Origin of the sequence: Microbacterium sp. No. 7 (assembly GCF_001314225.1) — a bacterium.
Classification (GTDB): Bacteria; Actinomycetota; Actinomycetes; order Actinomycetales; family Microbacteriaceae; genus Microbacterium.
On the sequence record NZ_CP012697.1, the window covers coordinates 3,807,133 to 3,832,190 of the forward strand.

Here is a 25,058-nt window from a genome sequence, read left to right on the forward strand (position 1 = left end):
TCGCAGAACGACGACGAGCGCCCCCGGGATCAGGTCACGCCGACGCGGTGGGCGGTCGTCGCCGGATGCCGCGGGGCGAGGCGGCGGCGAGTGCCCGCTTCTCGGCGTGCGGGGATGACGGGGCGTCAGGCACCGGCATCGTCACCGGCGTCCTCGTCGGCGACGTCGAGCGGGAGCACGAGCGGACGCCCCGTCACGGGGTCGGGCACGACCCGGCAGGGCAGGTCGTAGACGCGCTCGACGAGCTCCGCCGTCACGATGTCGTGCGGGTGGCCCTGCGCGACGATCTCGCCGTCGCGCATGACGATGAGGTGCGTCGCGTAGCGGAAGGCGAGGTGCAGCTCGTGCAGCACGATCACGACCGTGCGGCCCGCGCGCTGCAGCCGCCGGGCGAGGTTCAGCACCTCGATCTGGTGGGCGATGTCGAGGTAGGTCGTCGGCTCGTCGAGCAGCAGGATCGGCGTCTGCTGCGCGAGCGCCATCGCGATCCACACCCGCTGCCGCTGACCGCCCGACAGCTCATCGATGTTGCGGGATGCCAGATCGGCGACGTTCGCGGCGCAGAGCGCCTCGATCACGGCATCCTCGTCGTCGCTCGACCACTGCCGCAGCAGGTTCTGGTGCGGATAGCGGCCGCGCGCCACGAGATCCGACACCGTGATGCCGTCGGGCGCGCTCGGCGCCTGCGGCAGCAGGCCGAGACGGCGGGCGACGGCCTTCGGCTGCAGTCGCAGGATCGGCTCGCCGTCGAGCAGCACCCGCCCCGACGTCGCCGGCAGCATGCGCGCGAGCGTCTTGAGCAGCGTCGACTTGCCGCACGCGTTCGGCCCGACGATGACGGTGAGCTCGCCCTCGGGGATCGCCACGTCGATGCCGTGCAGGATCTCGCCGGCCTTGCCGCCGTAGCCGACGCGCAGCCCCTCCCCCACGAGACGGGACGACGGCGCGGCGGGGGACGGGGACGAGAGGGCGGGCGCGCTCATAGACGCTTCCTTTCCACGGCGAGCAGCCAGATGAGGTACAGGCCGCCGAGCGAGCCCGTGATGACGCCCACCGCGAGCTCGGTGGGCGCGAACAGGCGCCGCGCGACGAGGTCGGAGACGAGCACGAGGACGCCGCCCATGATCGCGGCGCCGAACAGCGAGACGCCCGCCGTGCGGACGAGCTTCTTCACGAGGTGCGGCGCGGCGAGCGCGACGAACGCGATCGGCCCGGTCGCGGCGGTCGCCACGGCCATGAGCGCGACGCCGAGGATGATCAGCACGAAGCGCGTGCGCTCGACGCGCACGCCGATGCCGACGGCGCTGGCGTCGCCGAGCGTGAGCTGCTCGGTGGGGCGGAAGACCACGACGAGCAGCGGCACGAGCACCGCGAGCGCGACCGCGATCGCCTGCACCTCGGGCCACAGCGTGCTGTTGAGCGACCCGGCGAGCCACTGCGCCGCCGTCTGCGCGCTCTCCAGCGACGCCCGCACGACCAGCAGGGCGTTGACGGCCGAGAGGATCGCGCCGACGCCGATGCCGACGAGCACGAGCCGGAAGCCCGCGACGCCGCCGCGCCACGACAGCCCGTACACGACCGCGGCCGTGACGAGCCCGCCGGCGAACGCGGCGATCGCGATCGACACGGTGTCGCCGCCGAAGACGACGATCTGCAGCAGCGCGCCGGTCGCGGCGCCCGTCGTGAAGCCGATGATGTCGGGGCTCCCGAGCGGGTTGCCCGACACGGTCTGGAAGATCGCGCCGCTCATGCCGAGCGCGGCGCCGACGAGCAGCGCGGCGAGCGCGCGCGGCAGGCGCACGTCGACGACGAAGAAGCCCGCGAGCGGGTCGTCGGTGCCGCCGACGAACGCCGCGAGCACCTGGTCGAGCGTGATCGGGTAGTCGCCGATGAGGATGCCGGCGATGCCGGCGACCACGGCGACGACGAGCAGCGCGGCGTAGACGACGGCGCGGCGCGTCTCGAAGCGCACGACGAGCCCGCCCGCGCGGAGCACGGTGCGGCCGCGGTGCAGGCTCGAGGCGAGGGCGGCGCGCGCGTCGCCGGTCGGGGGCGCGGGGCTCGTGCGCGCGGCCGGCCGGTCCACCGTGCCGCTCACAGGGCCGCGATCCTTCGCCGGCGCACGATCAGCACGAAGATCGGCGCGCCGAGGAGGGCCGCGACGATGCCGACCTGCACCTCCTCGGGCCGGATGACGATGCGCGCGAGCACGTCGGCGGCGAGCAGCCACACGGGCCCCAGGAGGGCGGAGAACACCATCACCCAGCGCATGTCGGAGCCGACGATGAGCCGCGCGAGGAAGGGCACCGCGAGGCCGACGAAGCTGATCGGCCCGACGGCGGCGGTCGCGGCGCCGCACAGCAGCGTGATCGCGACCATCGCCCACGTGCGCGTGGTGCGCACGCGCACGCCGAGCGCGCGGCCGGTCTCGGCGCCCAGGGCGAGGGCGTTGAGCGCCGGCGCGAGCAGCAGGGCGATCGCGAGCCCGGCCGCGATGAACGGCAGCACGGTCCACAGGATCAGATACAGGCGCCCCTCCAGCGACCCGGCCACCCAGTACCGGAACTCGTTGAACACGGTCTGGTCGATGAGGGTGATGGTCGTCGTGAGCGCCTGCAGGGCGGCGCTGATCGCGACGCCGGCGAGCGCGAGCCGCACGGGCGTCGCGGAGTTCTGCCGCGACGTGCCGAGCGCGTACACGGCCGTGGCGGCGAGCGCCGCGCCCGCGAACGCGAACCACAGGTAGAAGCCGATGCCGCTCACGCCGGTGACGAGCACGGCGACCACGACCGCGAACGAGGCGCCCGCGTTGATGCCGAGCACGCCGGGGTCGGCGAGCGGGTTGCGGGTGAGCGACTGCATGAGCGCGCCCGCGACGCCGAGCGCGAGGCCGACCGTGAGGCCGAGCAGCGTGCGCGGCACGCGCAGGTCGTGCAGCACGCCCGAGTCGGTGTCGCCCGGCACGGGCCGCAGCAGCAGCTCCCACGCCTGCCCGAGGGGGATGTCGCGCGAGCCGAGCGACAGCGACAGGATCGTCACGGCCGCGAGCGCGGCCACGGCGGCGAGCACCGCGCCCGTCCGCACCGTTCCCGGCCGGACGATCGCGGGCGCGCCCGCCGGCGCCGCCGGCGCGACGCCCGCGGGGGCGCTGGTCACGCGGCGGGCGTCGTGCGCGACGACGCGCCGCGTCCGCGCAGCGCCCAGGCCAGCAGGCCGCCGCCGATCACGATCGCCCCGCCCAGCACGGCGACGCCGAGCACGGGGAAGCCGGAGCCGCCGTCGGTCGTGTGCGCCGCCGCGACGGGGGCGTCCGCCTCGGCCTGCGTCGCGTTCGGGTCGGTCTGGGCACCCGGCGTCGCGGCGGTGCCGCCGTCGCCGAGCGAGATCGTGCCGCCCTGCACGGTGCCGTCGGTGCCCGGGGCGGCCGAGCCGGGGCTCGTCGTGCCCGTGCTGCCCGTGCCGGTGTCCGCCGCGCCGCCCTGGTCGGCGGGGGCCGCCTGGCCGCCCTGATCGACGGCGCCGCCCTGGGTGGTCTGCGTCGCCGCGCGCTCGACGATGCGGAAGTCGTTGCCGCCCCGACGCGTGTAGCCCTCGTAGCCGAGCTTCTCGCCCGTCTCGGAGTCGAACACGTCGCCCGTCGCGAGCATGCGCAGCCAGTGGTCGCCCGGGGCGAGATCGGCCGGCAGCACGAGCGAGCCGGTCGCGTAGCCGTTCGCGTCGAGCGCCTGCGTGTGGTAGACGCACGCGCCGTGCGAGGTGTCGGAGCATGCCTCCCCGTCGTCGATCTTGATGTAGACGACCTCGTTCGGCGGGAAGCCCGACACCTCGAAGTTGAGCACGTCGCCCGCGCTGAGCTCGGTGGGCCAGACGCGCGACGACGTGCCCGGCGTCTCGGGACCCGGGCCGTCCGGCGGGAGCGCGAGGGCGGGCGCCATGCCGAGCGCGCCGACGACGAGCGAGAGAGCGAGGGCCGCGGCGCCCTTCAGGATGCCGGCGCGTCCGCGCTGCGCGCGCCCTCCGCCCGCCCGTGCCGTGCTGTGCGTCGTGTGGTTCACGATGTGCTCCTTACGTTCTCGATCTCTGGTCCGGGGCGGCGCTCATGCGACCGCGGTGCGGCGTCGGATGGTGATCGCGCCCGCCGCGGCGGCGGCCAGCACGAGCACGGCGATCCCGCTCATCACGAGCGTCATGGTCGTGTCGTCGTTGCTCGAGACGGCGCCGAGCGCGCCGCCGACCGCACCCGCGGCATCCGCTCCGCCCGGCGTGGCACCGGCCACGGCCGCCTGCTTGCCGTTGGCGGTCACCCAGCCGACGAGCGTGCCGTCGGCGCCGACGAAGGCGAGCTTGTGCGTGCCGGCGGGCAGCGTGCCGATGTCCACGGTCAAGGTGCGATCGCTGCCGACCTGCACCCAGTCGACGGGCAGGACCTGCCCCGTGGACGTGTACAGGTAGAGGAAGACCCAGTCGCCTCCCGCCGCTCCCGGCAGGGTCACGACGATCTTCCCGTCCTTCTCCACGCCGGTCACGCCGCCCGCGTTCGCGCGCGTGAGATCGGCGAAGGCCGCGACGGGCTGAGGCGGCGTCGTGACGGGGCGCGCCTTGCTCTGCACGGCCGACATCGCGGTGCCGGAGCCGGCCGACGTGCCGCCCGAGGTCGTGCGGTTCGCCGACGAGGTCGATCCCGTCGTGCCCGTCGTCGAGGTGCCGCCGCCCTGGGGGCTCTCCGTCGAGGGGGGCTCCGCCACGGTCACCCACGCCCAGCCCAGCACGGCGCCCGTGCGGTCCTGCACGCTGAGCTTGTTCTCGCCCGCCGGGATGGTGGCGCCCGCGAGCGGCAGCGTGAACTGCCTGTTCGCGTCGACCTCGAACCACTCCGCGCCCCACGGGCTGCGCGGCGACGCGCCGTCGAACACGTTCGCGTAGACCCAGTCGCCCTCGGCCGCGCCCGGCACGGTCACGAGCCAGTCGTTCTGGCGCTGCTCGACCGTGACGCCGCCGCGCGCCGCGTCGGAGAGGTCCTGCGTCGCGTGCGGCGGCTTCGGCGGCGCCTTGGGCTTGCCGGCGGCGACGTCGGTGAGCGACTCCCCCTCGGCGACGACGGTGAACTCGGGGCTCTTCATCGTGCGCGAGGGGTCGAGGCGCTCGCCCTTGTAGTAGGGGTCGGCAGCGAGCGTGCGCGTCATGATGCGCAGCGTGTACGCGCCCTCCTCGAAGGCGGGATCCGTGTTGGTGCGCGTCGGGATCGGGATGTCCACGTCGAACGAGCCGTCGGACTTCGCCTCGATGACGTACCAGATCGTCTTGTTCGTCGCGCAGATGGTCGCGGGGCACTTCCCGACCTCCTGCCCGCGGTTCGCGTCGAAGATCGGCGCGGTGTCGGAGGGCAGGCGCGAGTAGGCGCCGTCGTCGATCTTGATCGCGATCAGCGAGCCGCCGCCGACGAGGTTGCACCAGTCCTTGCCCGTGAGCCGGATCGAGCCGCCGACGTTGGCGGCCGGCTTGTCCATGCCGGGCGCGAGCTGGTAGCTGGCCGCCCCGGGCTTGGCCGTGCACGTCGCCCCCTCGCCGGGGCCCTTCACGTACGGCTCCTTGTCGATCACGACCGGCTCCGAGACCCAGCGCCGCGCGACGTCGCCGAGCGCCGACCCGTCGTCGACGGTCGTCAGCTCGACCGCGACGAAGTCGCCGGCCTTCACCCCCGCGGGCAGGTCGACGCGCACGTCGAACTCGCCGCGCTCGGAGGCCTGGATCGTCTGCCACACCCCCGATCCGGTGGAGCCGCCCGTGCCGCCCGAGCGCTGGTAGTACTCGCCGTCCTCGTTCTGCAGCCGCACGGTGATCGACGATCCCCACTGCTTGTCCTTCGTGAGCCAGCCGGTGCCGCTGAGGCCCATGCTCTGGCCCGAGCTCACCTGCTGCTGCAGCCACGCGACCGCCTGGTCGCCCGCGACGGTCGAGCGGAACGTCTGGTGCTCGTACAGGGGCTCGGTCACGGTGACCGTGTCGTCGAGCGACTCGACGACGGTGAAGTAGAGCGATCCGCCGCGCTGCCGGTCGGGCGGGGTGTTCATGAGCGATCCCGTGAGCATGCGGAAGCTGTGCTTGGTGCCGGGGGCGAACTTCTCCGCGAGCTCCTGCGCCGTGTAGCTCGCCTGGCCGTCGCTCGAGGGCGACACGGTGCTCACGGTCGGCCACGGGATCTCGACGCGCCACGTGCCGTCGCGGTTCGCCTGCACGATCGCGTGCGTGCGGCGGTCGGAGATCTGCTCACCCGTCGCGAGGTTCGTGAAGGTGCGCTTGGAGTAGACGGTGTTCGGGTCGCCGGAGTACTCGGCGTCGAGGAAGAAGTTCACGACCGAGCCCGTGACGTCGTCGGTCGCGAGGTAGCCGCTGACGCCCTCGATCACGATCGGCTCGCCCTCGACGACCTTCTCGGGGCCGCGGAAGCAGAACGGGATGCCGGAGTTCACGGCGCCCGGCCCGTACGAGGTGCCGCAGAACTCGCGGATGTTCTCGCGCGGGGTGACGGTGAGCGTCGCCGCGTTCGTCGCCACGCCGTTCGGCGAGGCCGTGTTGGTGAACACGGCGCGGAAGCGGTGGCCGCTCTCGCTCTCGGCGACCGCCTCGATCGTGAGGCTCGCGCTCTCGGCGCCGCGCACGTCCTGCCACGTCGCGCCGGAGTCGGTCGAGCGCTGCCAGCGCACGGCCGGCGCGGGCACGCCGCTCGCGGCGGCCGTGAACGTCACGGGCTCGCCCGACTCGATCGACTGCGACGCGGGATGCGTCGTGATCGCGACCGGCGTCGCCTCGCCCGCGCCGACCGTGACGGTCGCGACGTCGGAGGTCGCCGATCCGGCCTCGTTCGTGAACACGGCGCGGTAGCGCGTGCCGGAGTGCGCGGGGGTGAGGTTGTGCAGCGTGAGGATGCCGCTCGTCGCGCCCGCGATGGGCGCCCACGCCTCGCCCGCGGGGGCGGACTCCCAGCGCACGGTCGGCGCGGGATCGCCGGTCGCCGCCGCGGTCAGGGTCGCCGACTCGCCCTCGCGGATCGTGACGTCCTGCGGCTGGGTCGTGACGACGGGCGCGACGCGCGTGGGGGCCGGCTGCACCGTGAGCAGGGCGGCGCGGCTCTCCGCGCTGCCGGCGGCGTTCGTCGCGACGGCGCGCACGTGCGACCCCGACCGCTCGAGCGACGCCGCGGGGATGGTCAGGGTGGGGCCGGTCACGTCGGTGATGACGAGCCACTCGCCGCCGGGGCCGTCGGTGATCTCCCACTGCATGTCGGGCCGCGGGTAGCCGGCCGCCGCGACGGAGAACACGGCATCCTGTCCCTCCGTCACGGTCACGTCGGCGGGCTGGCCCGTGAACGACGGCGCCACGTGGTCGGGCTCGGTCGTCTCGTCGACGACGGTGAGCGAGAGCGGGATGGTGCGCGAGACGTCGGGGCGCTCGCAGCCGCCGCTGCAGACCTCGTTGCTGTAGAGCGTGCCCGACAGCACCTGCAGGGTGAACCGGTCGCCCGCCTGCAGGGTCGGCGGGTTCTGCGCGAGATCGGCGGTCGGCCACGGGATGTCGATCTGCCACGTGCCGGGCGTCGCGCCGCCCCACCACTCGCCCGTGCCGGCGGCCTGCGCGATGTCCCACACGTCGTTGCTCGAGTAGTCGGCCTCGCCCGTGCGGGGGTTGGGCACGCGCTCGATGCGGATGACCGAGCCCGACGCGGGCATGAACTTGACGCCGATGACCGAGCCCTCGTCGCCCTCGTCGACCTGGGGGTGGCCCGGCACGGTGAGCCAGCCGGCGCCCGTCAGGCGGATCGGCTCGCCGGGCACGACGACGTTCGGGTAGGTGACGGTCTCGTCGTCCCAGTACGTGTAGGTCGACGTGCCGTCGCCGTTGTCGACGCTCGTGCCCGGGTCGCCCGCGAGCGGGTTCGCGACCATGACGACGGGGCCCGGCACGGGCTCTTCCTCCGCCGGCTCCTCCTCGGCGGGCGCCGCGGGAGCCTCGTCGAAGGGGTCCTCGCCGGCGGTCTCCTCGGCGAACGGGTCTCCCGACGACGCGGAGACGAGCCCGGCCGCGGGGGCGGCTGCGGCCGCCGGCACGGCGCCCCCGAGGGCGAGCAGCGCGGCGACGAGCAGCGCGAGAGGGGCGCGCATCCGCATCCTCATAGCAGCGTCTCCTCGACGAAGTCGATCAGGCGCGTCATCAGCAGCGGGCCGCCCGTGGAGGTCCACAGCGAGCCGTCGACGAGGATGACGTTGCCGTTCTTGTAGGCGGTGAGGTCGCGGAAGCCGGGGACGCCCTGCGCCTCCTCGTAGGCCAGCTCGGCGCCCGACAGGTCGGCCGTGCCGCCCGCGACCGGGTTGCCGACGCTCGATCCGCCGAGCGTGCCGAAGAACATGTAGTCGGCGTCGGCGTCGCTCAGGTTCTCCAGCGAGATCGGCTCGGAGTGGCCGCGGCCCTCCTTGTCCTGCGCGGGCGGGCGCTGCAGGCCGATCGCCTCCAGCGCCATGCCCGGGGGCAGCTCCTTGAGGATGAGCGAGGCGTTCGACCCCTGCCAGCGCACGATGGAGAACGTCTTGTCGCCGTAGCCGGCCTGCACAAGGCGCTCCTTGACGTCGGCGGCGTGCGCGTCGAACTCGCCCAGCATCCGCTCGGCGTCGTCGAGCCGGTTCAGCGAGTCGGCGACGTTTCGGAACGTGGTCTTCCAGTCCGCGCCGGCGTAGCCCACGAAGTAGACGGGGGCGATCTGCTCCATGATCGCGATGGACTCGGGGTTGTTGCCGCCCGAGGCGTAGGTGAGGATCAGGTCGGGCTTCAGCGCCGCGATCGCCTCGAAGTTGAACTGCGCGACCGTGCCCACCGCGGGGATGCCGTCGGCGAGGTCGATGAGATAGTTGGGCATGGTCGTCTGGCCGCGGCCGTTGACCGAGCCGACGGGCTGCACGCCCAGCGCCAGCGCGCCGTCGAGCGTCGGCTCCGACAGCGTCACGACGCGCTGCGGGTCGACGGGCACCGCGACGGCGTCGTGCCGCACGTCCTCGATCACCCGGAACGGCGTGCCGTCCTCGAGCCCCGGGATGCCCTGGGCGACGCCCTCGCCGCCGATCTCCACGCCGTAGGCGCTCGCCGCGCCGTCGCCGGCATCCGTCGTTCCGGGCGCCCCGGTCGCGGGCGCGCCCGCGCACGCCGAGACGGCGACGGTCGTCGCGACGAGCACGCCCGCGGCGGCCAGCAGGCGGCGCAGGGCTGATCGTGCGGAGGCCGATCGGGTCGAGCGTGATCGAGGGGAGATGCGGGACGTCATGGGTTTCAGGGCCTCCGGCCGATTGCGAGTGCCGGGCGACCGCATCGGGCAGAGCGACACGGCGCCAGCGCAACATTAAGGATAGCGTACCCTTAGTAAGAGCAGACGACACCCCGGCATCCCGCCCGCGCCACCCCGCCCCGCCTCCGTCACCGCGCCGAGACGGTCCCTTTCTCCGCCGAGATGGTGGGTTTCTCGGCGAGAAACCCACCATCTCGGCGGGGGGGGGATCGAGACGGGCGGCGGGCGGAATTCTGTACGGACGTCCGGGAATGTTCTGCGGACGAGCGGCGTTGATGTAGACCGGGAGGTCTCGTGGGTAAGAACTACATCGATATCGAGAACGACCGCGGCGAGACGCTGCGGTATCGCAAGCACATCAACGGCCGCGGCCTCATCGCGCACGGCGCGAAGGTGCACGCGAGCGCGCTCGTCGAGGCGGGGGCCTACGTCGAGCCCGGCGTGCAGGTCGCCGCGGGCGCGCACATCGGACGCGGCGCGTGGATCGAGCCCGACGCCGTCATCGGCCCCGAGGCGGAGATCGCGCCGCACGCGCACATCGGACCCGGCGCCGCCGTCGGCGCCCGCGCGAAGATCGGCGTGCGCGCCGTGGTCGGCGCGGGTGCGCGCATCGAGACCGACTCGCTCATCGGCGACGACGTCGCGATCGCCGCGGGCGAGCACGTCGCGACCGACGGGCGCGGCCTGCGCCTCGCCGCCTGACGCCGAGCACCAGCCCCGCCGGGCACGCGCCGCTCCCGCTGAGCGACCCGCCGCGCCGCCGCCCACACACACCCGCACCCCCACCCCCACTCCCGCTGGTTGAGTAGCGCGCACAGCGCGCGTATCGAAACCCGTCTAACGCACCGATAGAAGGGTCTCGATACACCCGCGGCTCCGCCGCGGGCACTCGACCAGCGGGACGGGAGAGCCCGAACCCCCGACACACCCGCACCCCGGCACACCCGCACACCCCCGCTGGTTGAGTAGCGCGCACAGCGCGCGTATCGAAACCCGTCTAACGCACCGATAGAAGGGTCTCGATACACCCGCGGCTCCGCCGCGGGCACTCGACCAGCGGGACGGGAGAGCCCGAACCCCGGGACACCCGCACACCCCCGCTGGTTGAGTAGCGCGCGCAGCGCGCGTATCGAAACCCATGTAACGGACCACGGGAAGGGTCTCGATACACCCGCGGCTCCGCCGCGGGCACTCGACCAGCGGGACGGGAGAGCCCGCGCCCCCGGCACACCCACACCCCGGCACCCCAGCACACCCCTGCTGGTTGAGTAGCGCGCGCAGCGCGCGTATCGAAACCCGTGTCACGGACCGCCGACATGGTCCCCGCGACGGGCTAGCCTGGGTGCCATGGCGGGCGGAGGCGGTTCACAGCGGCGGCGTCCCGGCGCGCCGCGGCAGCGGCCGGGCGGCTCGCGCACCGCGCGCCCGCGCGACGCGCGCCCGCCGCGCACGAACCCCGCCGACGCCCCGCCCCCGGGCGCCGAGCCGGCGGGACCGTTCCGGCTGGGCGCGATCCCGGGGGCCACGCCGGGCAAGTGGATCTCCACCTGGAACGAGCGGATGCCGCGGACGCCGCTCGAGCTCGTTCCCCTGGCCGTCGCCGGTCAGCGCGACGCCGTGCTCTCGGCGTCCGTCGACGCGGCGATCGTGCGCCTGCCGCTCGACCGCGACGGCCTGCACGTCATCGCCCTGTACGACGAGGTGCCGGTCGTCGTCTGCGCCGCCGACTCGCATCTCACGGCGGCCGACGAGCTGACCCTGGACGACCTCGCGGGCGAGATCGTCCTCACGCCCGCCGACGACGTGCTGCACCTCGAGGTGCCGGGCGCCGTCGCACCCGCGTTCGACCCGCCCGCGACGACGGAGGACGCGATCGCGACCGTCGCGGCGGGCGTCGGCGCCGTGATCGTGCCGATGTCGCTCGCGCGCCTGCACCACCGCCGCGACGTCGCGTTCCGCCCGCTCGCCGACGCACCCCTGTCATCGGTCGCCCTCGCGTGGCCCGCCGAGGCGGCCACGCCGCTCGTCGACGTGTTCGTCGGCATCGTGCGCGGCCGCACGGCGAACTCCTCGCGCGGCTGAGCCCCCGTCGCCGCGCCGGCCCGGCTCAGCCCACGACGCCCTCGCCGCGCAGGTCCGCGATCTCGCCCGCGTCGAGCCCGAGCCACGCCAGCAGGTCGTCGGTGTTCTCGCCGATCTCGGGCGCGGGGCGCGGCGGCGTCGTCCCGGCGCGCGCGAAGCGGGGCGCGGGGGCCGGATGCCAGATCCCGCCGACCTCGGAGAACGCTCCGCGGGCCCGCAGCTGCGGGTCGTGCAGTGATTCCTCGAACGTCAGCACGGGCGCGAGGCACGCGTCGGTGCCGGCCGTCAGCGCGACCCACTCGTCGCGCGGGCGGGTCGCGAAGTGCGCGTCGAGCGCCGCGATCAGCTCGGGCCAGCGGGTCCGGTCGTCGCGCGCGGCCATGCGCGGGTCGCCGGAGAGGCCGATGCGCTCGATCAGCACGTCCCAGAAGTGCCGCTCGATCGCGCCGACCGCGACGTCCCGGCCGTCGGCGCACCGGTAGGCGCGGTAGTACGGCGCCCCGCCGTCCATGAAGTTGCTCTCGCGCCGGTCGACCCACGTGCCGTCGTGCAGGAAACCGCGCATCATGCCGAAGAGCGAGGCGACGCCGTCGACGATGCTCGCGTCCACGACGTCGCCCTCGCCCGTCGCGCGCGCTCGCAGCACGGCCGCGACGATGCCGAATGCGAGGTACATGCCCCCGCCGCCGAAGTCGCCGATGATGTTCACCGGCGGCACGGGCGGACGGTCGCCGTGGCCGACGGCGTGCAGCCCGCCGGTCACGGCGAGGTAGGTGATGTCGTGGCCGGCCGTCTGTGCGTACGGGCCGTCCTGCCCCCAGCCGGTGATGCGGCCGTAGACGAGCGCGGGGTTCACGGCGAGGCAGTCGTCGGGCCCGAGGCCGAGCCGCTCCGTGACGCCCGGCCGCATGCCCTCGATGAGGGCGTCGGCGTCGGCGACCATCCGCAGCACGAGCTCGCGGCCGCGCGGGCTCTTCAGGTCGACCGCGATCGAGCGGCGCGTGCGGCCGTTGACCTCGATGCGACGCTCGACGACGGGCCGCGCGCCGAGACGGTCGACCCGCACGACGTCGGCGCCCAGGTCGGCGAGCAGCATCGCGGCGAACGGCCCGGGTCCGATGCCGGCGAGCTCGATGACGCGCACCCCCGCGAGGGGGCCTCGGCCGGCCGGCGCGCTCACGCGCCCACCGCCGCGCGGGCACGTGGAGACGCCACGGTGACGGTGACGGTGACGGTGAAGAAGGCGATCATGCGCGGCCCCTCAGCCGACCGGTCCCTGCGCGGCCATCTCGACGAGACGGAACTTCTGCACCTTGCCGGTCGCCGTGGTCGGCAGCTGCGCGGCCTCGATGAACCGGAACTGGCGCGGGCGCTTGAACGCCGCGAGCTTCTCGCGGCACACGCGCTCGAGCGCGTGTGCGAGGGCGGCCTCGTCGGCATCCGTTCCCGAGTCGCGCACGAGCCATGCGCAGCCGATCTCGCCCCATTTGGGGTCGGGGATGCCGACGACGTACGCCTGGCTGATGCCCGGCTGCGACGTGAGCAGGTCTTCGACCTCCTTGGGCGCGTAGTTCTCGGCACCGCTGCGGATGAGCTCCTTCTTGCGCCCCGTGAGGTGCACGGCGCCGTCGGAGGTGACGCGGCCGATGTCGCCCGAGTAGACCCAGCCGCCCTCGCGGAACGTCGTCGTCTCGTCGGGCCGCTTCCAGTACCCGACGGCGTTGACGGGACCGCGCGAGATGAGCTCGCCGATCTCGCCGTCGGGCAGGATCTCGCCCGTCTCGGGGTCGGCGGCGCGCATCTCGGCGACGTCGCCGCCGCGCTCGGGGATGCCGGCGACGCCCGCGTACTTGATGCGTCCCACGGTCGACGCGACGAACTCGACGCCGTCCTCGGGGCGCGACATGACCTGCCCGCCGCCCGACTCGGTCTGCCCGTAGCCCGTCGTCGCCTCGGTCACCTGCAGCAGGCTCATCGCCCGCTCCCAGAGCCAGACGGGCGCGGGCGCCCCCGCGCTCATCAGGCCGACGAGCGAGCCCATGTCATGGTCGGTCGTGGTCGCGCCGTCGCACAGCGAGATGACCATCGTGGGCACGGTGACGAGCTCGTTGGCGCGATGCCGCTCGATCGCGGCGAGGATGTCGTCGGGCGCGAACTGCAGCCGCGTGATGACCGCGCCGCCCGCGAACATCGAGGCGTTGAGCACCTCGTTGTTGGCGAACGCGTGGTACAGCGGCAGCGCCGACAGCACGCGCCAGCCGTCGCCGAAGGCGCGGCTGACGGCACCGCCGTAGCCGATGCGCGCGTCCTGGTCGTGCGTCCAGAGCACCCCCTTGGGCGCTCCGGTCGAGCCGGAGGTGTAGAAGAGGATGCTGAGGTCGTCGCCCGCGACCTCCGGGAGGTCGTCGGGCGGCTCGCCGCCGGCCTCCAGCGCGGGGAACGCGGCGACGCCGGGGCGGAGCGGGGCCATCGCCTCGAACTGCACGACGAAGCGCAGGTCGGGCAGCTCGGCGAACCCGCCCCGCTCCCAGCCGGGCACGATCTCGTCGAGCATCGCGAGGTAGTCGAGCCCGCGGAAGCCGGTCATGGTGATGAGCGCCACGGCCTCGGAGTTGCGCAGCACGAACGCGAGCTCGTCGCGCTTGAACGCGAAGTTGAGCGGCACGATGACCGCGCCGAGCGTCGAGAGCGCATACTTCAGCACGACGTACTCGGGGTAGTTCGCCATCATGACGGCGACGTGGTCGCCCTTGCGCACCCCGCGGGCGTGGAGGCCGCCCGCGACGCGGCGCACGCGCTCCGCGATCTCGCGGTAGCTGAAGGTGCGCTCGTCGGTGACCACGAAGTCGCGGTCGGGGAACGCCTCGGCGGTGCGGAGGAACCACGCGTGGATCGCCTGCGGCGTCCACTCCGGGTAGCGCGCCTCGACGGACGCGCGGCGCTGGGCGGGGTCGAGGTGGGGAGAGGACATGCGGGCGAACCTTTCGTCGATGAAAAGCCGGGGGGAGCCGGGGCGGCAGCGCCGCCGACGGGGTCAGGGGGCGGACGCCCGTCGCGTGTGGATGTCGGCCGCGCGGCCGGTCGTGCCGTAGTTCATGCCGGCGACGCCGTGCTGCAGGGAGTTGGTGCCCATGAGGGTGCCGAGGCGGTGGCCGACGCCGGCGATGCCGCCGTCGACGGTGACGGTCTCGGCCGTGATGAACCGCGTGGCCGGGTCGGTGAGGAACAGCACGGCCCGCGCGACGTGCTCGGGCCGGCCCGCCTCGGGCCAGGGCTGCGCACGGGCGAAGTCATCGCGCGTGCGTCGCGCGCTCGTGGGGTTGATGGGCGTCTCGATGAGCCCCGGGTTCACGGTGTTCACCGCGATGCCGTGGGGCGCCAGCTCGGCGCCGAACACGCGCGACATGTGGATGACGGCGGCCTTGGCGACGGAGTAGGCCTGCGGCCCGGCGTCGGCGATGAGGCCCGCGATCGAGCCGATGTTGACGATCGAGCCGCCCGTGCCCTGCGCGATGAGCAGGCGCGCGGCGTGCTTGACGCCGATGAACACGCCGCGCGTGACGACCGCGAACGTGGCGTCCCAGTCCTCGACCCGCGTGTCGACGAGCGGCCCGATGGCGCCGCCGATCGCGGCGTTGTTGACGATGCCGTCGATGCCGCCGAAGGCGTCGGCGAAGCCGCCGATCGCACGCTCCATCCGCGGCTCGTCCGAGACGTCGGCCTGCGCCGTCGCGAGCCTGCCGTCGGCGACCGCGTCGGCGAACGTGGCACGCAGCGCGGCGAGCGACGCCGGGTTGAGGTCGATCGCGCCGACCCGGTCGCCGCGGTCGAGCATCCCGCGCACGGTGGCGAGGCCGATGCCGCTCGCACCGCCGGTGACGATGAGCCTGCTCATGCCGACTCCTACTGGTACCAGGTGGATCGGCCGCCGTCGTTCGCGACGAGCTGGCCCGTCATGAAGCTCGACGCCTCGCTGAAGAAGTGCAGGATCGGCCCCGTCATCTCCGCCGGGTCGCCGACGCGCTGGAGGGGTGCGGCCTTCGCGGCGCCCTCGAAGAACCTCTTGCTCTCCTCGGGGGATCCCGCCGTGGCGAGCGCGAGCGGCGTCACGTGCAGGCCGGGGGCGATGCAGTTGACGCGGATGCCGTGCGTGCCGAGCTCCGCGGCGAGCGACGTGGTGAAGCCGATGACGGCGCCCTTCGACGTCGAGTAGGTGTGGGTGGGGAACTGCATGCGTCCCATGAACCCCGCGAGCGAGGCGATGTTGACGATGCTGCCGCCGCGGCCGCCCGCGATCATGCGACGCGCGGCCTCCTGGGCCGCGAAGAGCGTTCCGTTCACGTTGACGCCGAAGACGTGCGCGACCTCGTCCTCGGTGATCTCGGTGATGCTGTGCGGCGGCGAGACGATGCCGGCGATGTTCGCGAGGTAGTCGACCCGGCCGTCCCATCGCTCGTCGAGCCGGCGGAACGCCTCGGCGAGCTGCTCCCGCGACGAGATGTCGGCACCCACGAAGAGCAGCTCGTCGTGCGCCAGGTCGGATGCCGCGACGACGTCGGGCAGGTCGATCCCCAGCACGCTCGTGCCGCGCTCGAGCAGCGTCTCGACGAGGTTGCGTCCCATCGGCCCCGCGGCGCCCGTGACGACGGCGACCTTGCCGGCCCATTCGTTCGCTTCTTCGCTCACGATTCTCTCCTTTGACGTTGTGCGCGCGCTCGTCGCGCAACCGCTCTATGACGTGATCAGGGCCCACAGGCCATCGCGCCCGGCGGCACGCGCGGCCTCGCCGAGCTTCTTGTCCCATGACTGCACCGAGCCGTGCTCGCCGCGCCACGCGAGCGCCGCGCGCGTGTACTCGTGCAGCACGTGCTCGCGCGTCGTGCCGATCGCGCCGAACACCTGGTGCGCGTCGCGCACGACGACGGATGCCGCGTGACCCGCGCACGAGCGCGCGATCGCGATGAGCGTGTCGAGGTCGGGCGCCGACCAGCCGTCGGCGAGCGCCGTGACGAGCGCGAACTCGGTCGCCGAGCGCGCGAGCGAGGCCTCGGTCGCGATGTCGGCGAGCAGGTGCTGCACGGCCTGCAGCCGCGCGAGCGGCCGGCCGAACTGCACGCGCACGGTCGCGTGCTCGACGGCGAGGGCGAGAATGCGCTCGAGGGCCGCGCTCACCTGCACGGCACGCACGAGCGCGCTCTTGCGCTGCAGTTGCGCGACGGTCTCGTCGGGGACGGCCACCCCGCCGATCGCCGAGAGGTCGACGGTGATCGTGTCGCGCGGCTCGCCCACGAGGTTCTCGCCCGTCTCGACGCGCACGTCGCTCACGGTCGTCTCGGCGATGCGATAGGCGCCGGGGCCGCCCGCGACCACGACGATCGCGTCCACGGCACCGGCCCACGGCACGTGCCGCGCGACGCCGTTCTCGTCGACGACCGCGACGGTGCGCACGGCATCGGTCGCCGGCAGGCCCGCCTCGTCGGCGATCCAGCCCGCGAGCAGGTCGTTCTCGACCAGGGGAAGCCGCACGCCGTATGAGGCGGCCGCGCGCACGAGCGCGATGCCCTCGGTCCAGGTCGCGCCGCTGCCGCCGGCGGATTCGTCGCCCGTCAGCCGGGTGAGCCCCAGCTCGGCCAGCTGGGCCCACAGGTCGCGGTCGACGCTCACGCGGCCGACGCCGGGCGCCCGCGATTCCCGCGCGGCGGCGAAGACGTCACCGAGCATCTCGACGAGCTCGGCGTCTGCCGTCAGGATCTCGTCACTCACCGCAGTCCCAATCCTCGCGCGATCACGCCACGCAGCACTTCGTTCGTTCCTCCGCGCAGGGTGAAGCCCGGCCGCTGGTCGACGGCCCGGGCGGTCAGCGCGGTCAGCGTCCGGTCGTCGACGTCGTCGCCCACGCGCAGGTCGGCGTAGTCGGCGATGTCGCCCTCGGTCGTGGTGCCGAGCACCTTCACGACCGCCGCCGCGACATCGGCCGGCTCGTGGCGCTCGAGCGCCCCCGACACCGCCATCGACATCTGGTGCAGGCCCGCGATGCGCGCGACGAGGCATCCCAGATCGGCATCCGCCTCGACGTGGCCCGTGCGGGCGCTCTCGGCGAGCTCGGCCAGCAGGGGAAAGGTCGACAGCAGCCGCTCGGGGCCGCTGCGCTCGTAGCCCAGCTCGCTCGTGACCTGCTTCCATCCGCTGCCGATCTCACCGAAGGCCCGGTCGTCGGGCACGAACACGTTGTCGAGGAACACCTCGTTGAAGTGGTGCGAGCCGTTCATCGACACGATGGGGCGCACGTCGACGCCCTCCTGCGCGAACTCGACGATGAACTGGCTGAGCCCCGCGTGGCGGTGCTCGGGGTCGACGGGCGCGCTGCGAGCGAGCACGATGAACGCGTGCGCGTGGTGCGCACCGCTCGTCCACACCTTGTTGCCCGAGACGCGCCAGCCGCCGTCGACCCGCTCGGCGCGCGTGCGCACGCTCGCGAGGTCGGACCCCGAGTTCGGCTCGCTCATGCCGATGCCCCAGTAGCCCTCGCCCGCCGCGATGCGCGGCAGGTAGGCCTGCTTCTGCTCCTCGGTGCCGTAGGCGAGCAGGCTTGGCGCGATCTGCCGGTCGGCGATCCAGTGCGCCGCGACGGGGGCGCCCGCGGCGAGCAGCTCCTCGACCACGGCGAACCGCTCGCCGAAGCTGCGACCGCGGCCGCCGTACTCGACGGGGATGGTCATGCCGAGCCAGCCGCGCGCCGCCAGCTCGCGCGAGAAGTCCTCGTCCCAGCCCGAGAGCCAGCTGTCGACGGTCGGCTCGAACCGGCCGGCCGCGCGCTTCTCGGCGAGGAACTCGCGCACCTCGGCGCGCAGCGCGCGTTCGTCGTCGGAGATCCGTGCCACCTGCGGCACGAGCCGCGCGTCGCCCCTCACGAGGTCTTCCACTTCTCGACGCGCTCGTCATGTTCGGGGTCGAGGTGGGCCAGCGGCTGCATCGCCGCCGCCATCGCCAGCAGCGTGTCGAGGCTCGCGGTGCGCGACTCCGCAAGCAGGCGCTTGGCCATGCGCAGGGCGTGCGACGGGTTCTTCGCGATGCGCTCGGCCAGCTCGCGCGCCGCGGGCAGCAGCTCGTCGTGCGGAACGACGCGGCTCACGAGCCCCCAGTCGTAGGCCGTCGCGGCGTCGATGCGGTCGCCCGTGAAGGTGAGCTCGGCGGCGCGCTCGTATCCGATCGCGCGCGGCAAGAACCAGCTCCCGCCGTCGCCGGGCACAAGGCCCACGGCGACGAAGCTCTCGGCGAACGAGGCGCGGTCGGAGGCGATGCGGATGTCGCACATGAGCGACAGGTCGCAGCCGGCGCCGATCGCGGGGCCGTTGACCGCGGCGATCAGCGGCACCTCCAGGCGCAGCGCGGCGCGTGGAATGCGCTGGATGCCGTTCATGTACTCCTGCCGCTGCCGGCGCTCGTCCACGCCGAACATTCCCGTGCGGTCGGCCATCTCCTTGACGTTGCCGCCCGACGTGAAGATCCTGCCGGCACCGGTGAGGATGATCGCCTTCACGTCGAGATCGTCGTTGGCCGCGTCGACCGCGGCGTCGAACGCAGCGATGAACGGCTTCGGAGTGATCGCATTGCCGGTCGAGGGGTCATTGATCGTCCAGAGCTCGACCGCTCCCTCGCGCGTGATATCGAGTGATGTCACGGGTGTCACCTCATTCCTTCGAGGTCTCATGCCGCCGCGCCCTTGCGGCGGCGATCGCGTCGTGCGTCCATCATATTCATGATCAGTATTGTCGACGTGTCTCGATTTCGGCACACTCGGCCTAAACTCGGCGCATGGCAGCGTTCGCTTATCTCTGCGCGCGCCCGCAGTCGGGAGCCGCGGCGGCCGAGTACGAGTCGTTCCGCTCCGCGATGCGGCTGGACGATGACGAGCTCGAGCAGATCGACCTCGTCGCCGCGCCGCTCCCCGACGACGCCGCCGCCCGCTGGCGCGGGTTCGTCGTGGGCGGCAGCCCGTTCAACGTGACCGACCCCGAGAGCACCAAGACCGAGACGCAGCGACGGGTCGAGGCCGATCTCGCCCGGCTCGCGCGGCACGCCGCCGACGGCGAGACCGCGGTGCTGTTCACCTGCTACGGCATCGGCGTCGCCGTGCGCGCCCTCGGCGGCGAGGTGAGCCGCGCCCACCCCGAGGACACGGGTCCCGCGACGATCGGCCTCACCGACGCGGGCCGCGCCGATCCGCTGTTCGGCGCCCTCGCCACGAGCTTCACCGCCCTCACGGCGCACAAGGAGGGCACGGCGCGGCTCCCGGCCGGCGCCGTGCTGCTCGCGACGGGCGACGCGTGCCCCGTGCAGGCGTTCCGCGTGGGCGACCGGCTCTATGCGACGCAGTTCCATCCGGAGCCGACGTCGAAGGCCTTCACCGAGCGGATGGCCGTCTACCGCAACGACGGCTACTTCGACGCCGACGCCTACGACACGCTCGCGGCGCGCGTGCTCGCGGCATCCGTCACCGAGCCGATGCGCATCCTGCGCGCGTTCGCGCAGACCTTCTGACGGCCGGCGGCAACGCCGGCGGGCCCGGCATCCATCACGAGCACAGGAGAAATCACGAGGACAGGACGATCTGGCAGGAATCCTCCTGTCCTCGTGATTTCTCCTGTCCTGGGGATGGCGCGCTCATGCCGCCTCGGCGCTGCTCCGAGCCCTAGGGCCGGATCGTCTCGATCGGCACCGTGAGCGCGGCGAGCGACGCGGCGACCGAGTGCCCGATCTCGGGCGGCGTGTCGATGTGCTCGCGCAGCAGCACGAGCGACTTCGCCTTGAGCCGCACCTCGTCGCCGCCGAGCAGCGGCTCGGTGTCGGCGAGCTCGCCGCCCGTGTCGACGATCACGTCCCACGAGGGCGCGAACTCGGCGTGCGGCACCGTGAAGGCGATCTCCTCGCCCGCGTTGAACAGCAGGATCACGTGCGCGTCGGTGATCGGCTGGCCGCGCCGGTCGCGCTCGCGGATGCCGCCGCCGTTGAGGAACACGCCGATCGCGCGGCCGAACCCGGCATCCCAGTCCTCGGGCTGCATGATCGTGCCGTCGGGCCGCAGCCACACGATGTCGGGGATCGGCTGCCCCTCCTCGCGCTTGACCGGCCGGCCGTCGAAGAAGCGCCCGCGGCGGAAGGTCGGGTGCGTGCGCCGGATGCGCGCGAGGGCGCCCGTGAACTCGATGAGCGGCTGGTCGATCTGCTCCCAGTCGACCCACGTGATCTCGTTGTCCTGCGCGTAGCCGTTGTTGTTGCCGCCCTGCGTGCGGCCCAGCTCGTCGCCGTGGCTGATCATCGGCACGCCCTGGCTGAGCAGCAGCGTCGCGAGGAAGTTGCGCTGCTGCCGGGCGCGCAGCGTGAGGATCTCCGGGTCGTCGGTCGGGCCTTCGACGCCGAGGTTGTAGGAGCGGTTGTGCGACTCGCCGTCGCGCCCGTCCTCGCCGTTGGCGTCGTTGTGCTTCTCGTTGTACGAGACGAGGTCGCGCAGCGTGAAGCCGTCGTGCGCCGTGACGAAGTTGATGGATGCCACGGGCCAGCGCCCGTTGTGCGCGTACAGGTCGGCCGAGCCCGTGATCCGCGACGCGAACTCGCCGAGGGTCGCCGGCTCGCCGCGCCAGAAGTCGCGCACCGTGTCGCGGTACTTGCCGTTCCACTCCGTCCACTGCGGCGGGAAGTTGCCCACCTGGTAGCCGCCGGGCCCGATGTCCCAGGGCTCGGCGATGAGCTTCACCTGGCTGACCACGGGGTCCTGCTGCACGAGCTCGAAGAACGTCGCGAGCCGGTCGACCTCGTAGAACTCGCGCGCGAGCGTCGCGGCCAGGTCGAACCGGAACCCGTCGACGTGCATCTCCTCGACCCAGTAGCGCAGCGAGTCCATGATGAGCTGCAGCGTGTGCGGATTGCCGACGTTCATGCTGTTGCCGGTGCCCGTGTAGTCGGTGTAGTAGCGCTTGTCGGCCTCTTCGAGCCGGTAGTAGGCGGTGTTGTCGATGCCGCGCATCGACAGCGTGGGCCCCAGGTGGTTGCCCTCGGCGGTGTGGTTGTAGACGACGTCGAGGATCACCTCGATGCCCGCGGCGTGCAGCGCCCGCACCATCGCCTTGAACTCCTGCACCTGCTGGCCGCGCTGCCCCGTCGACGAGTAGGTGTTCTGCGGGGCGAAGAACGCGATCGTGTTGTAGCCCCAGTAGTTCGACAACCCCTTCTCCTGCAGCGTCGAGTCGTTGACGAACTGGTGCACGGGCATGAGCTCGATCGCCGTGACGCCGATGCGCCGGAGGTGGTCGATGATGACGGGGTGCGCGATGGCGCTGTACGTGCCGCGGATGTCGTCGGGGATGCCGGGATGCCGCTGCGTGAGGCCCTTGACGTGCGCCTCGTAGATGACCGACTCGGCGTAGGGGGTCTTCGGACGCCGGTCGCCCGCCCAGTCGAAGAACGGGTTCACGACGACGCCCATCATCATGTCGGCGGCCGAGTCGTCGTCGTTGCGGCTGTCGGGGTCGCCGAACGTGTACCCGAACACGGGCTGGCCCCACGTGACCTGGCCCTCGACGGCCTTCGCGTAGGGGTCGAGCAGCAGCTTCGTCGGGTTGAAGCGCAGGCCCTGCGCGGGGTCGTTCGGGCCGTGCACGCGGTAGCCGTAGCGCTGCCCCGGCTGCACGGCCGGCAGGTAGCCGTGCCACACGTGCGCGTCGACGTCGAGCAGCTCGACGCGGGTCTCGTCGCCGTCGCCGTCGAACAGGCACAGCTCGACGCGCTCGGCGTCCTCGCTGAACAGGGCGAAGTTCGTGCCGTTGCCGTCGAACGTCGCCCCCAGGGGGTAGGCGGAGCCGGGCCAGACCTCGAGTCGTCGCGTCACGGCCCCCACCCTAGCGTCCGCTCCTGACACGCGACAGGGTGCGCGGGACGGCCGTTCGGACGAGCGGCCGGGAGAGAATGGATGCCGTGACCTCCTCCCCCGGCTCCTCTCCCCAGCGCATCGTCTTCATCGACGTCGACGGCACGATCCTCGAGCACGGCGTCATCGCCCCCTCGACGGTCGCGGCCATTCGGCGGGCCCGGCGGAACGGGCACCTCGTGTATCTGTGCACGGGGCGCTCGGCGGGCGACATCGACCCGCGCGTGCGCGAGATCGGCGTCGACGGCGAGATCACCAACGGCGGCGCGTTCGCGACGCGCGGCGGCGAGCGGCTGTTCGCGCAGCCCCTCGACCGCGCCGACGTCGACCGGCTCCTCGCGTTCTTCGGCGCCCACGGCATCCATTTCTTCCTGCAGTCGGACGACGCCGTGTTCGCGAGCCCCGGCATCGGCGAGCTGACCGAGGAGTTCTTCCGCGTGCGGCGTGAGCAGCACGCGGCCGACCTGCGCGCGAGCGGCAGCGACCTGCGGGCGGTCGAGCCGGTGATCCGCTACCGGCCGCTCGACGAGGCCGACCTCGACGCGATCGCGAAGGCGGTGTTCGTCTCGACCACGAGCGACAGCCTCGACGTGGCGCAGGCCGAGCTGGGCGACCGCTTCCACGTCGTGCCCGGCTCGATCCCGATGCCGGGCGGCTCGAACGGCGAGATCGGGCTGCTCGGCGTCAACAAGGGCTCGGCGATCCTGCGCGTGCTCGACGTGCTCGGCCTCGACGCCGCGGACGCCGTCGGCATCGGCGACAGCTGGAACGACATCGAGATGTTCGAGGTCGTCGGCACGGCCGTGGCGATGGGCGGCGCCGACCCGCAGCTCAAGGCGCTCGCCGGCCGCGTCACGACGGACGTGCTCGACGACGGCGTGCGCAACGCCCTCGTCGAGCTCGGCCTCGCCTAGCGCCGCCCCGCCCCCTGACGCCGAGTCAATCCCCGCGCGTCGAGTCAACCCCCGCCCCGCGCGAAACGTGGCTTGACTCGACGCGCGGGGATTGACTCGGCGGATAGGGGTGGCGGAGCTGGGCGCGAGGGTCAGTCCAGGAAGATGTCGGGGTAGAGCTCGCCGTCGGGGGTGCCGGGGACGGCGGCGTACTTCGCGAAGTCGGTGACGCCGGCATCCCGCAGCACGTCCTCGACGATCAGCGTCTGGCCGGTGTGCTCGCGCGCGGGCCGCACGAGCACCTCGTAGGCGGCGTCGGCGTAGACCTCGGGCGTGCGGCTGACCTTCATCATCCGGTCGCCGCCGAGGGCGAACTGCACGGCCGCCGTCGCGATCGTCGTGGCGGGCCACAGCGTGTTGGCGGCGATGCCGTCGCTGCGGAACTCCGCGGCGAGTCCGAGCGTCACCATCGTCATGCCGTACTTGGCGAGCGTGTACCCCGTGTGCGCGCCGAGCCACCGCGGCGTGATGTTGAGCGGCGGCGAGAGCGACAGGATGTGCGGGTTCTCGGCCTCCTTCAGGATCGGCAGCGCCGCGCGCGAGAGCATGAACGTGCCGCGCACGTTGACGTCCTGCATGAGGTCATACTTCTTGGCGGGGAGCTCGAGCGATCCCGACAGGTCGATGACCGACGCGTTGTTGACGACGACGTCGATGCCGCCGAACTCGCCCTGCGTCTTCAGCACGGCCTCGGTGACGTCGTCGTCGTCGCGCACGTCGCCGACGATCGCAAGCCCCTGCCCGCCCGCGGCGCGCACCTGCTCGATCGCCGTGTGCACCGTGCCCTCGAGCTTGGGGTGCGGGGTGTCGGTCTTGGCGAGCATCGCGACGTTGGCGCCCTCGCGCGCCGCGCGCAGCGCGATCGCGAGGCCGATGCCGCGGCTGCCGCCCGACATGAGGATGGTCTTTCCGGCGAGGGACATGGATGCTCCTTATTTCTTGCCGCGGCTCGCGAAGGCCGCGATGCGCTGGCGCGCGTCGTCGGTGTCGAAGGCGGCGCCGATCGCGCGCGCCTCCTCGGTGAGCTGCTCGGTGAACGAGCGGGCCGGCTGCGAGCGGACGAGGCGCTTCGCCTGGCCGTAGGCGCCGAACGCGCCCGCGAGCCAGAACCGGGCGATCTCCTCGGCGCGTGCGCGGACCGCCGCCGCGGTGGCGGCGGCGTCCTCTCCCCCGACGGCCTCGGCGACGAGCCCCCATTCGACCGCCTCGTCGGCCGTGAGCAGGCGGTCGCGCAGCACGAGCTGCAACGCGCGGCGCTGGCCGACGGCGCGGGCGAGCTGCGCCGACACCGACATGTCAGGTACCAGCCCGATGTTCGCGTAGAGGCTGCCGATGCGCGAGTCGGCGCCGACGATCGCGTAGTCGGAGCTGAGCAGGATGCCGAGGCCCCCGCCCGCCGTCGTGCCGTGCGCCGCGGCGACGACCGGGACCGACGACTCGACGAGCGAGCGGATGCCGGAGTTGATGACCTGCGCGAGGCGCTCGATGTCGGCGCCGCCGGTCATCGTCGCGGCCATCTCCTGCACGTCGCCGCCCGCACAGAAGGCCGGCCCCGCGGCATCCACGAGAATCGCGCCGACGTCGTCGCGACTCACGGCCTCGGCGGTCGCCGCGGCCCACGCCTCGGCGAGCTCGGCGTTGAACGCGTTGAGCCGTCCGGGCCGGTTGAGGGTCACGCGGGCGAGGCCGTCGTCGACCGAGAAGAGGATCGCGTCTGTCATTTCGATGCCGTTCTGATCGCGCCGTCGAGCGGGATGCTCTCCTTCGA

The 25,058-nt window shown here is 73.0% G+C and carries 20 protein-coding genes; 4 read left to right on the forward strand and 16 right to left on the reverse strand.

Annotated features, from left to right (window positions below):
* Nucleotides 1–125 precede the first annotated feature (125 nt).
* The 6 genes from AOA12_RS17635 to AOA12_RS17660 are packed head-to-tail and all read right to left on the reverse strand — an operon-like array spanning nt 126 to nt 9,310.
* On the reverse strand, nt 126–983 hold the full coding sequence (locus AOA12_RS17635; protein WP_054685783.1) for an ABC transporter ATP-binding protein: 858 nt from the start codon (nt 981–983) through the stop codon (nt 126–128).
* Nucleotides 980–2,098, reverse strand: coding sequence for a FecCD family ABC transporter permease (locus AOA12_RS17640; RefSeq protein ID WP_231637116.1), 1,119 nt, complete (start codon nt 2,096–2,098; stop codon nt 980–982). The genes AOA12_RS17635 and AOA12_RS17640 overlap by 4 nt, the downstream gene beginning before the upstream one ends.
* Complete coding sequence (locus AOA12_RS23900) at nt 2,095–3,156, reverse strand: FecCD family ABC transporter permease (RefSeq protein WP_082406357.1); 1,062 nt, start codon at nt 3,154–3,156, stop codon at nt 2,095–2,097. Before AOA12_RS23900 ends, AOA12_RS17640 begins: the two co-directional genes overlap by 4 nt.
* Nucleotides 3,153–4,055: a hypothetical protein gene (locus tag AOA12_RS23905; protein WP_054685786.1), complete on the reverse strand. Its 903-nt coding sequence runs from the start codon at nt 4,053–4,055 to the stop codon at nt 3,153–3,155. Before AOA12_RS23905 ends, AOA12_RS23900 begins: the two co-directional genes overlap by 4 nt.
* Nucleotides 4,056–4,097: 42 nt before the next feature.
* Nucleotides 4,098–8,159, reverse strand: coding sequence for an immunoglobulin domain-containing protein (locus tag AOA12_RS17655; protein ID WP_156366567.1), 4,062 nt, complete (start codon nt 8,157–8,159; stop codon nt 4,098–4,100).
* An 8-nt stretch (nt 8,160–8,167) separates the two neighbouring features.
* On the reverse strand, nt 8,168–9,310 hold the full coding sequence (locus AOA12_RS17660; RefSeq protein ID WP_156366568.1) for an iron-siderophore ABC transporter substrate-binding protein: 1,143 nt from the start codon (nt 9,308–9,310) through the stop codon (nt 8,168–8,170).
* 315 nt (nt 9,311–9,625) lie between these two features.
* Between AOA12_RS17660 and AOA12_RS17665 the strand changes: the two genes are divergently transcribed.
* Nucleotides 9,626–10,033 carry a transferase gene (locus tag AOA12_RS17665; RefSeq protein ID WP_054685791.1) on the forward strand — a complete coding sequence of 136 codons (408 nt, stop codon included), beginning with the start codon at nt 9,626–9,628 and terminating at the stop codon, nt 10,031–10,033.
* Between the two features lie 645 nt (nt 10,034–10,678).
* Nucleotides 10,679–11,413 carry a LysR family substrate-binding domain-containing protein gene (locus tag AOA12_RS17670; RefSeq protein WP_054685794.1) on the forward strand — a complete coding sequence of 245 codons (735 nt, stop codon included), beginning with the start codon at nt 10,679–10,681 and terminating at the stop codon, nt 11,411–11,413.
* A gap of 25 nt (nt 11,414–11,438) precedes the next feature.
* Here AOA12_RS17670 and AOA12_RS17675 read toward each other — a convergent pair whose 3' ends face one another.
* The 7 genes from AOA12_RS17675 to AOA12_RS17705 form a co-directional block, all read right to left on the reverse strand.
* Nucleotides 11,439–12,593, reverse strand: coding sequence for a CaiB/BaiF CoA transferase family protein (locus AOA12_RS17675; protein WP_054685797.1), 1,155 nt, complete (start codon nt 12,591–12,593; stop codon nt 11,439–11,441).
* 81 nt (nt 12,594–12,674) lie between these two features.
* The gene (locus tag AOA12_RS17680) at nt 12,675–14,384 is read right to left on the reverse strand and encodes a class I adenylate-forming enzyme family protein (protein WP_054685801.1); all 1,710 of its coding nucleotides are present in this window, start codon (nt 14,382–14,384) and stop codon (nt 12,675–12,677) included.
* Nucleotides 14,385–14,447: 63 nt separating this feature from the next.
* Nucleotides 14,448–15,308, reverse strand: coding sequence for an SDR family NAD(P)-dependent oxidoreductase (locus AOA12_RS17685; protein ID WP_054685803.1), 861 nt, complete (start codon nt 15,306–15,308; stop codon nt 14,448–14,450).
* Between the two features lie 8 nt (nt 15,309–15,316).
* Nucleotides 15,317–16,099, reverse strand: coding sequence for an SDR family NAD(P)-dependent oxidoreductase (locus AOA12_RS17690; RefSeq protein ID WP_054685806.1), 783 nt, complete (start codon nt 16,097–16,099; stop codon nt 15,317–15,319).
* A gap of 45 nt (nt 16,100–16,144) precedes the next feature.
* Nucleotides 16,145–17,176 (reverse strand): acyl-CoA dehydrogenase family protein, encoded by a 1,032-nt coding sequence (locus AOA12_RS17695; RefSeq protein ID WP_197280969.1) that lies wholly within the window; start codon nt 17,174–17,176, stop codon nt 16,145–16,147.
* Entirely contained in the window at nt 17,173–18,324 is a 1,152-nt protein-coding gene (locus tag AOA12_RS17700) for an acyl-CoA dehydrogenase family protein (protein WP_231637117.1), read from the reverse strand. Before AOA12_RS17700 ends, AOA12_RS17695 begins: the two co-directional genes overlap by 4 nt.
* Nucleotides 18,321–19,094: a crotonase/enoyl-CoA hydratase family protein gene (locus AOA12_RS17705; protein WP_231637118.1), complete on the reverse strand. Its 774-nt coding sequence runs from the start codon at nt 19,092–19,094 to the stop codon at nt 18,321–18,323. The genes AOA12_RS17700 and AOA12_RS17705 overlap by 4 nt, the downstream gene beginning before the upstream one ends.
* Before the next feature lie 134 nt (nt 19,095–19,228).
* Here AOA12_RS17705 and AOA12_RS17710 point away from each other — a divergent pair, with 134 nt between their 5' ends.
* Entirely contained in the window at nt 19,229–19,954 is a 726-nt protein-coding gene (locus AOA12_RS17710; RefSeq protein ID WP_054685816.1) for a glutamine amidotransferase, read from the forward strand.
* Between the two features lie 151 nt (nt 19,955–20,105).
* Here AOA12_RS17710 and glgX read toward each other — a convergent pair whose 3' ends face one another.
* The gene (gene glgX, locus AOA12_RS17715; RefSeq protein ID WP_054687198.1) at nt 20,106–22,298 is read right to left on the reverse strand and encodes a glycogen debranching protein GlgX; all 2,193 of its coding nucleotides are present in this window, start codon (nt 22,296–22,298) and stop codon (nt 20,106–20,108) included.
* 77 nt (nt 22,299–22,375) lie between these two features.
* Between glgX and AOA12_RS17720 the strand changes: the two genes are divergently transcribed.
* On the forward strand, nt 22,376–23,251 hold the full coding sequence (locus AOA12_RS17720; protein ID WP_054685819.1) for a Cof-type HAD-IIB family hydrolase: 876 nt from the start codon (nt 22,376–22,378) through the stop codon (nt 23,249–23,251).
* A gap of 131 nt (nt 23,252–23,382) precedes the next feature.
* Here AOA12_RS17720 and AOA12_RS17725 read toward each other — a convergent pair whose 3' ends face one another.
* Together AOA12_RS17725 and AOA12_RS17730 are read right to left on the reverse strand one after the other, a co-directional pair.
* The gene (locus AOA12_RS17725) at nt 23,383–24,213 is read right to left on the reverse strand and encodes an SDR family oxidoreductase (RefSeq protein WP_054685822.1); all 831 of its coding nucleotides are present in this window, start codon (nt 24,211–24,213) and stop codon (nt 23,383–23,385) included.
* 9 nt (nt 24,214–24,222) lie between these two features.
* Nucleotides 24,223–25,011, reverse strand: coding sequence for an enoyl-CoA hydratase/isomerase family protein (locus tag AOA12_RS17730; protein ID WP_054685825.1), 789 nt, complete (start codon nt 25,009–25,011; stop codon nt 24,223–24,225).
* Nucleotides 25,012–25,058: the final 47 nt, after the last annotated feature.

Bases quoted from the DNA above. Each gene is read 5' to 3' on its own strand.
- AOA12_RS17655 (WP_156366567.1), bottom strand. From the start codon at position 8,159: ATGCGCGCCCCTCTCGCGCTGCTCGTCGCCGCGCTGCTCGCCCTCGGG.
- AOA12_RS17660 (WP_156366568.1), bottom strand. From the start codon at position 9,310: ATGACGTCCCGCATCTCCCCTCGATCACGCTCGACCCGATCGGCCTCC.
- AOA12_RS17725 (WP_054685822.1), bottom strand. From the start codon at position 24,213: ATGTCCCTCGCCGGAAAGACCATCCTCATGTCGGGCGGCAGCCGCGGC.
- AOA12_RS17670 (WP_054685794.1), top strand. From the start codon at position 10,679: ATGGCGGGCGGAGGCGGTTCACAGCGGCGGCGTCCCGGCGCGCCGCGG.
- AOA12_RS17730 (WP_054685825.1), bottom strand. From the start codon at position 25,011: ATGACAGACGCGATCCTCTTCTCGGTCGACGACGGCCTCGCCCGCGTG.
- AOA12_RS17685 (WP_054685803.1), bottom strand. From the start codon at position 15,308: ATGAGCAGGCTCATCGTCACCGGCGGTGCGAGCGGCATCGGCCTCGCC.
- AOA12_RS17635 (WP_054685783.1), bottom strand. From the start codon at position 983: ATGAGCGCGCCCGCCCTCTCGTCCCCGTCCCCCGCCGCGCCGTCGTCC.
- AOA12_RS17710 (WP_054685816.1), top strand. From the start codon at position 19,229: ATGGCAGCGTTCGCTTATCTCTGCGCGCGCCCGCAGTCGGGAGCCGCG.
- AOA12_RS17680 (WP_054685801.1), bottom strand. From the start codon at position 14,384: ATGTCCTCTCCCCACCTCGACCCCGCCCAGCGCCGCGCGTCCGTCGAG.
- AOA12_RS17720 (WP_054685819.1), top strand. From the start codon at position 22,376: ATGGATGCCGTGACCTCCTCCCCCGGCTCCTCTCCCCAGCGCATCGTC.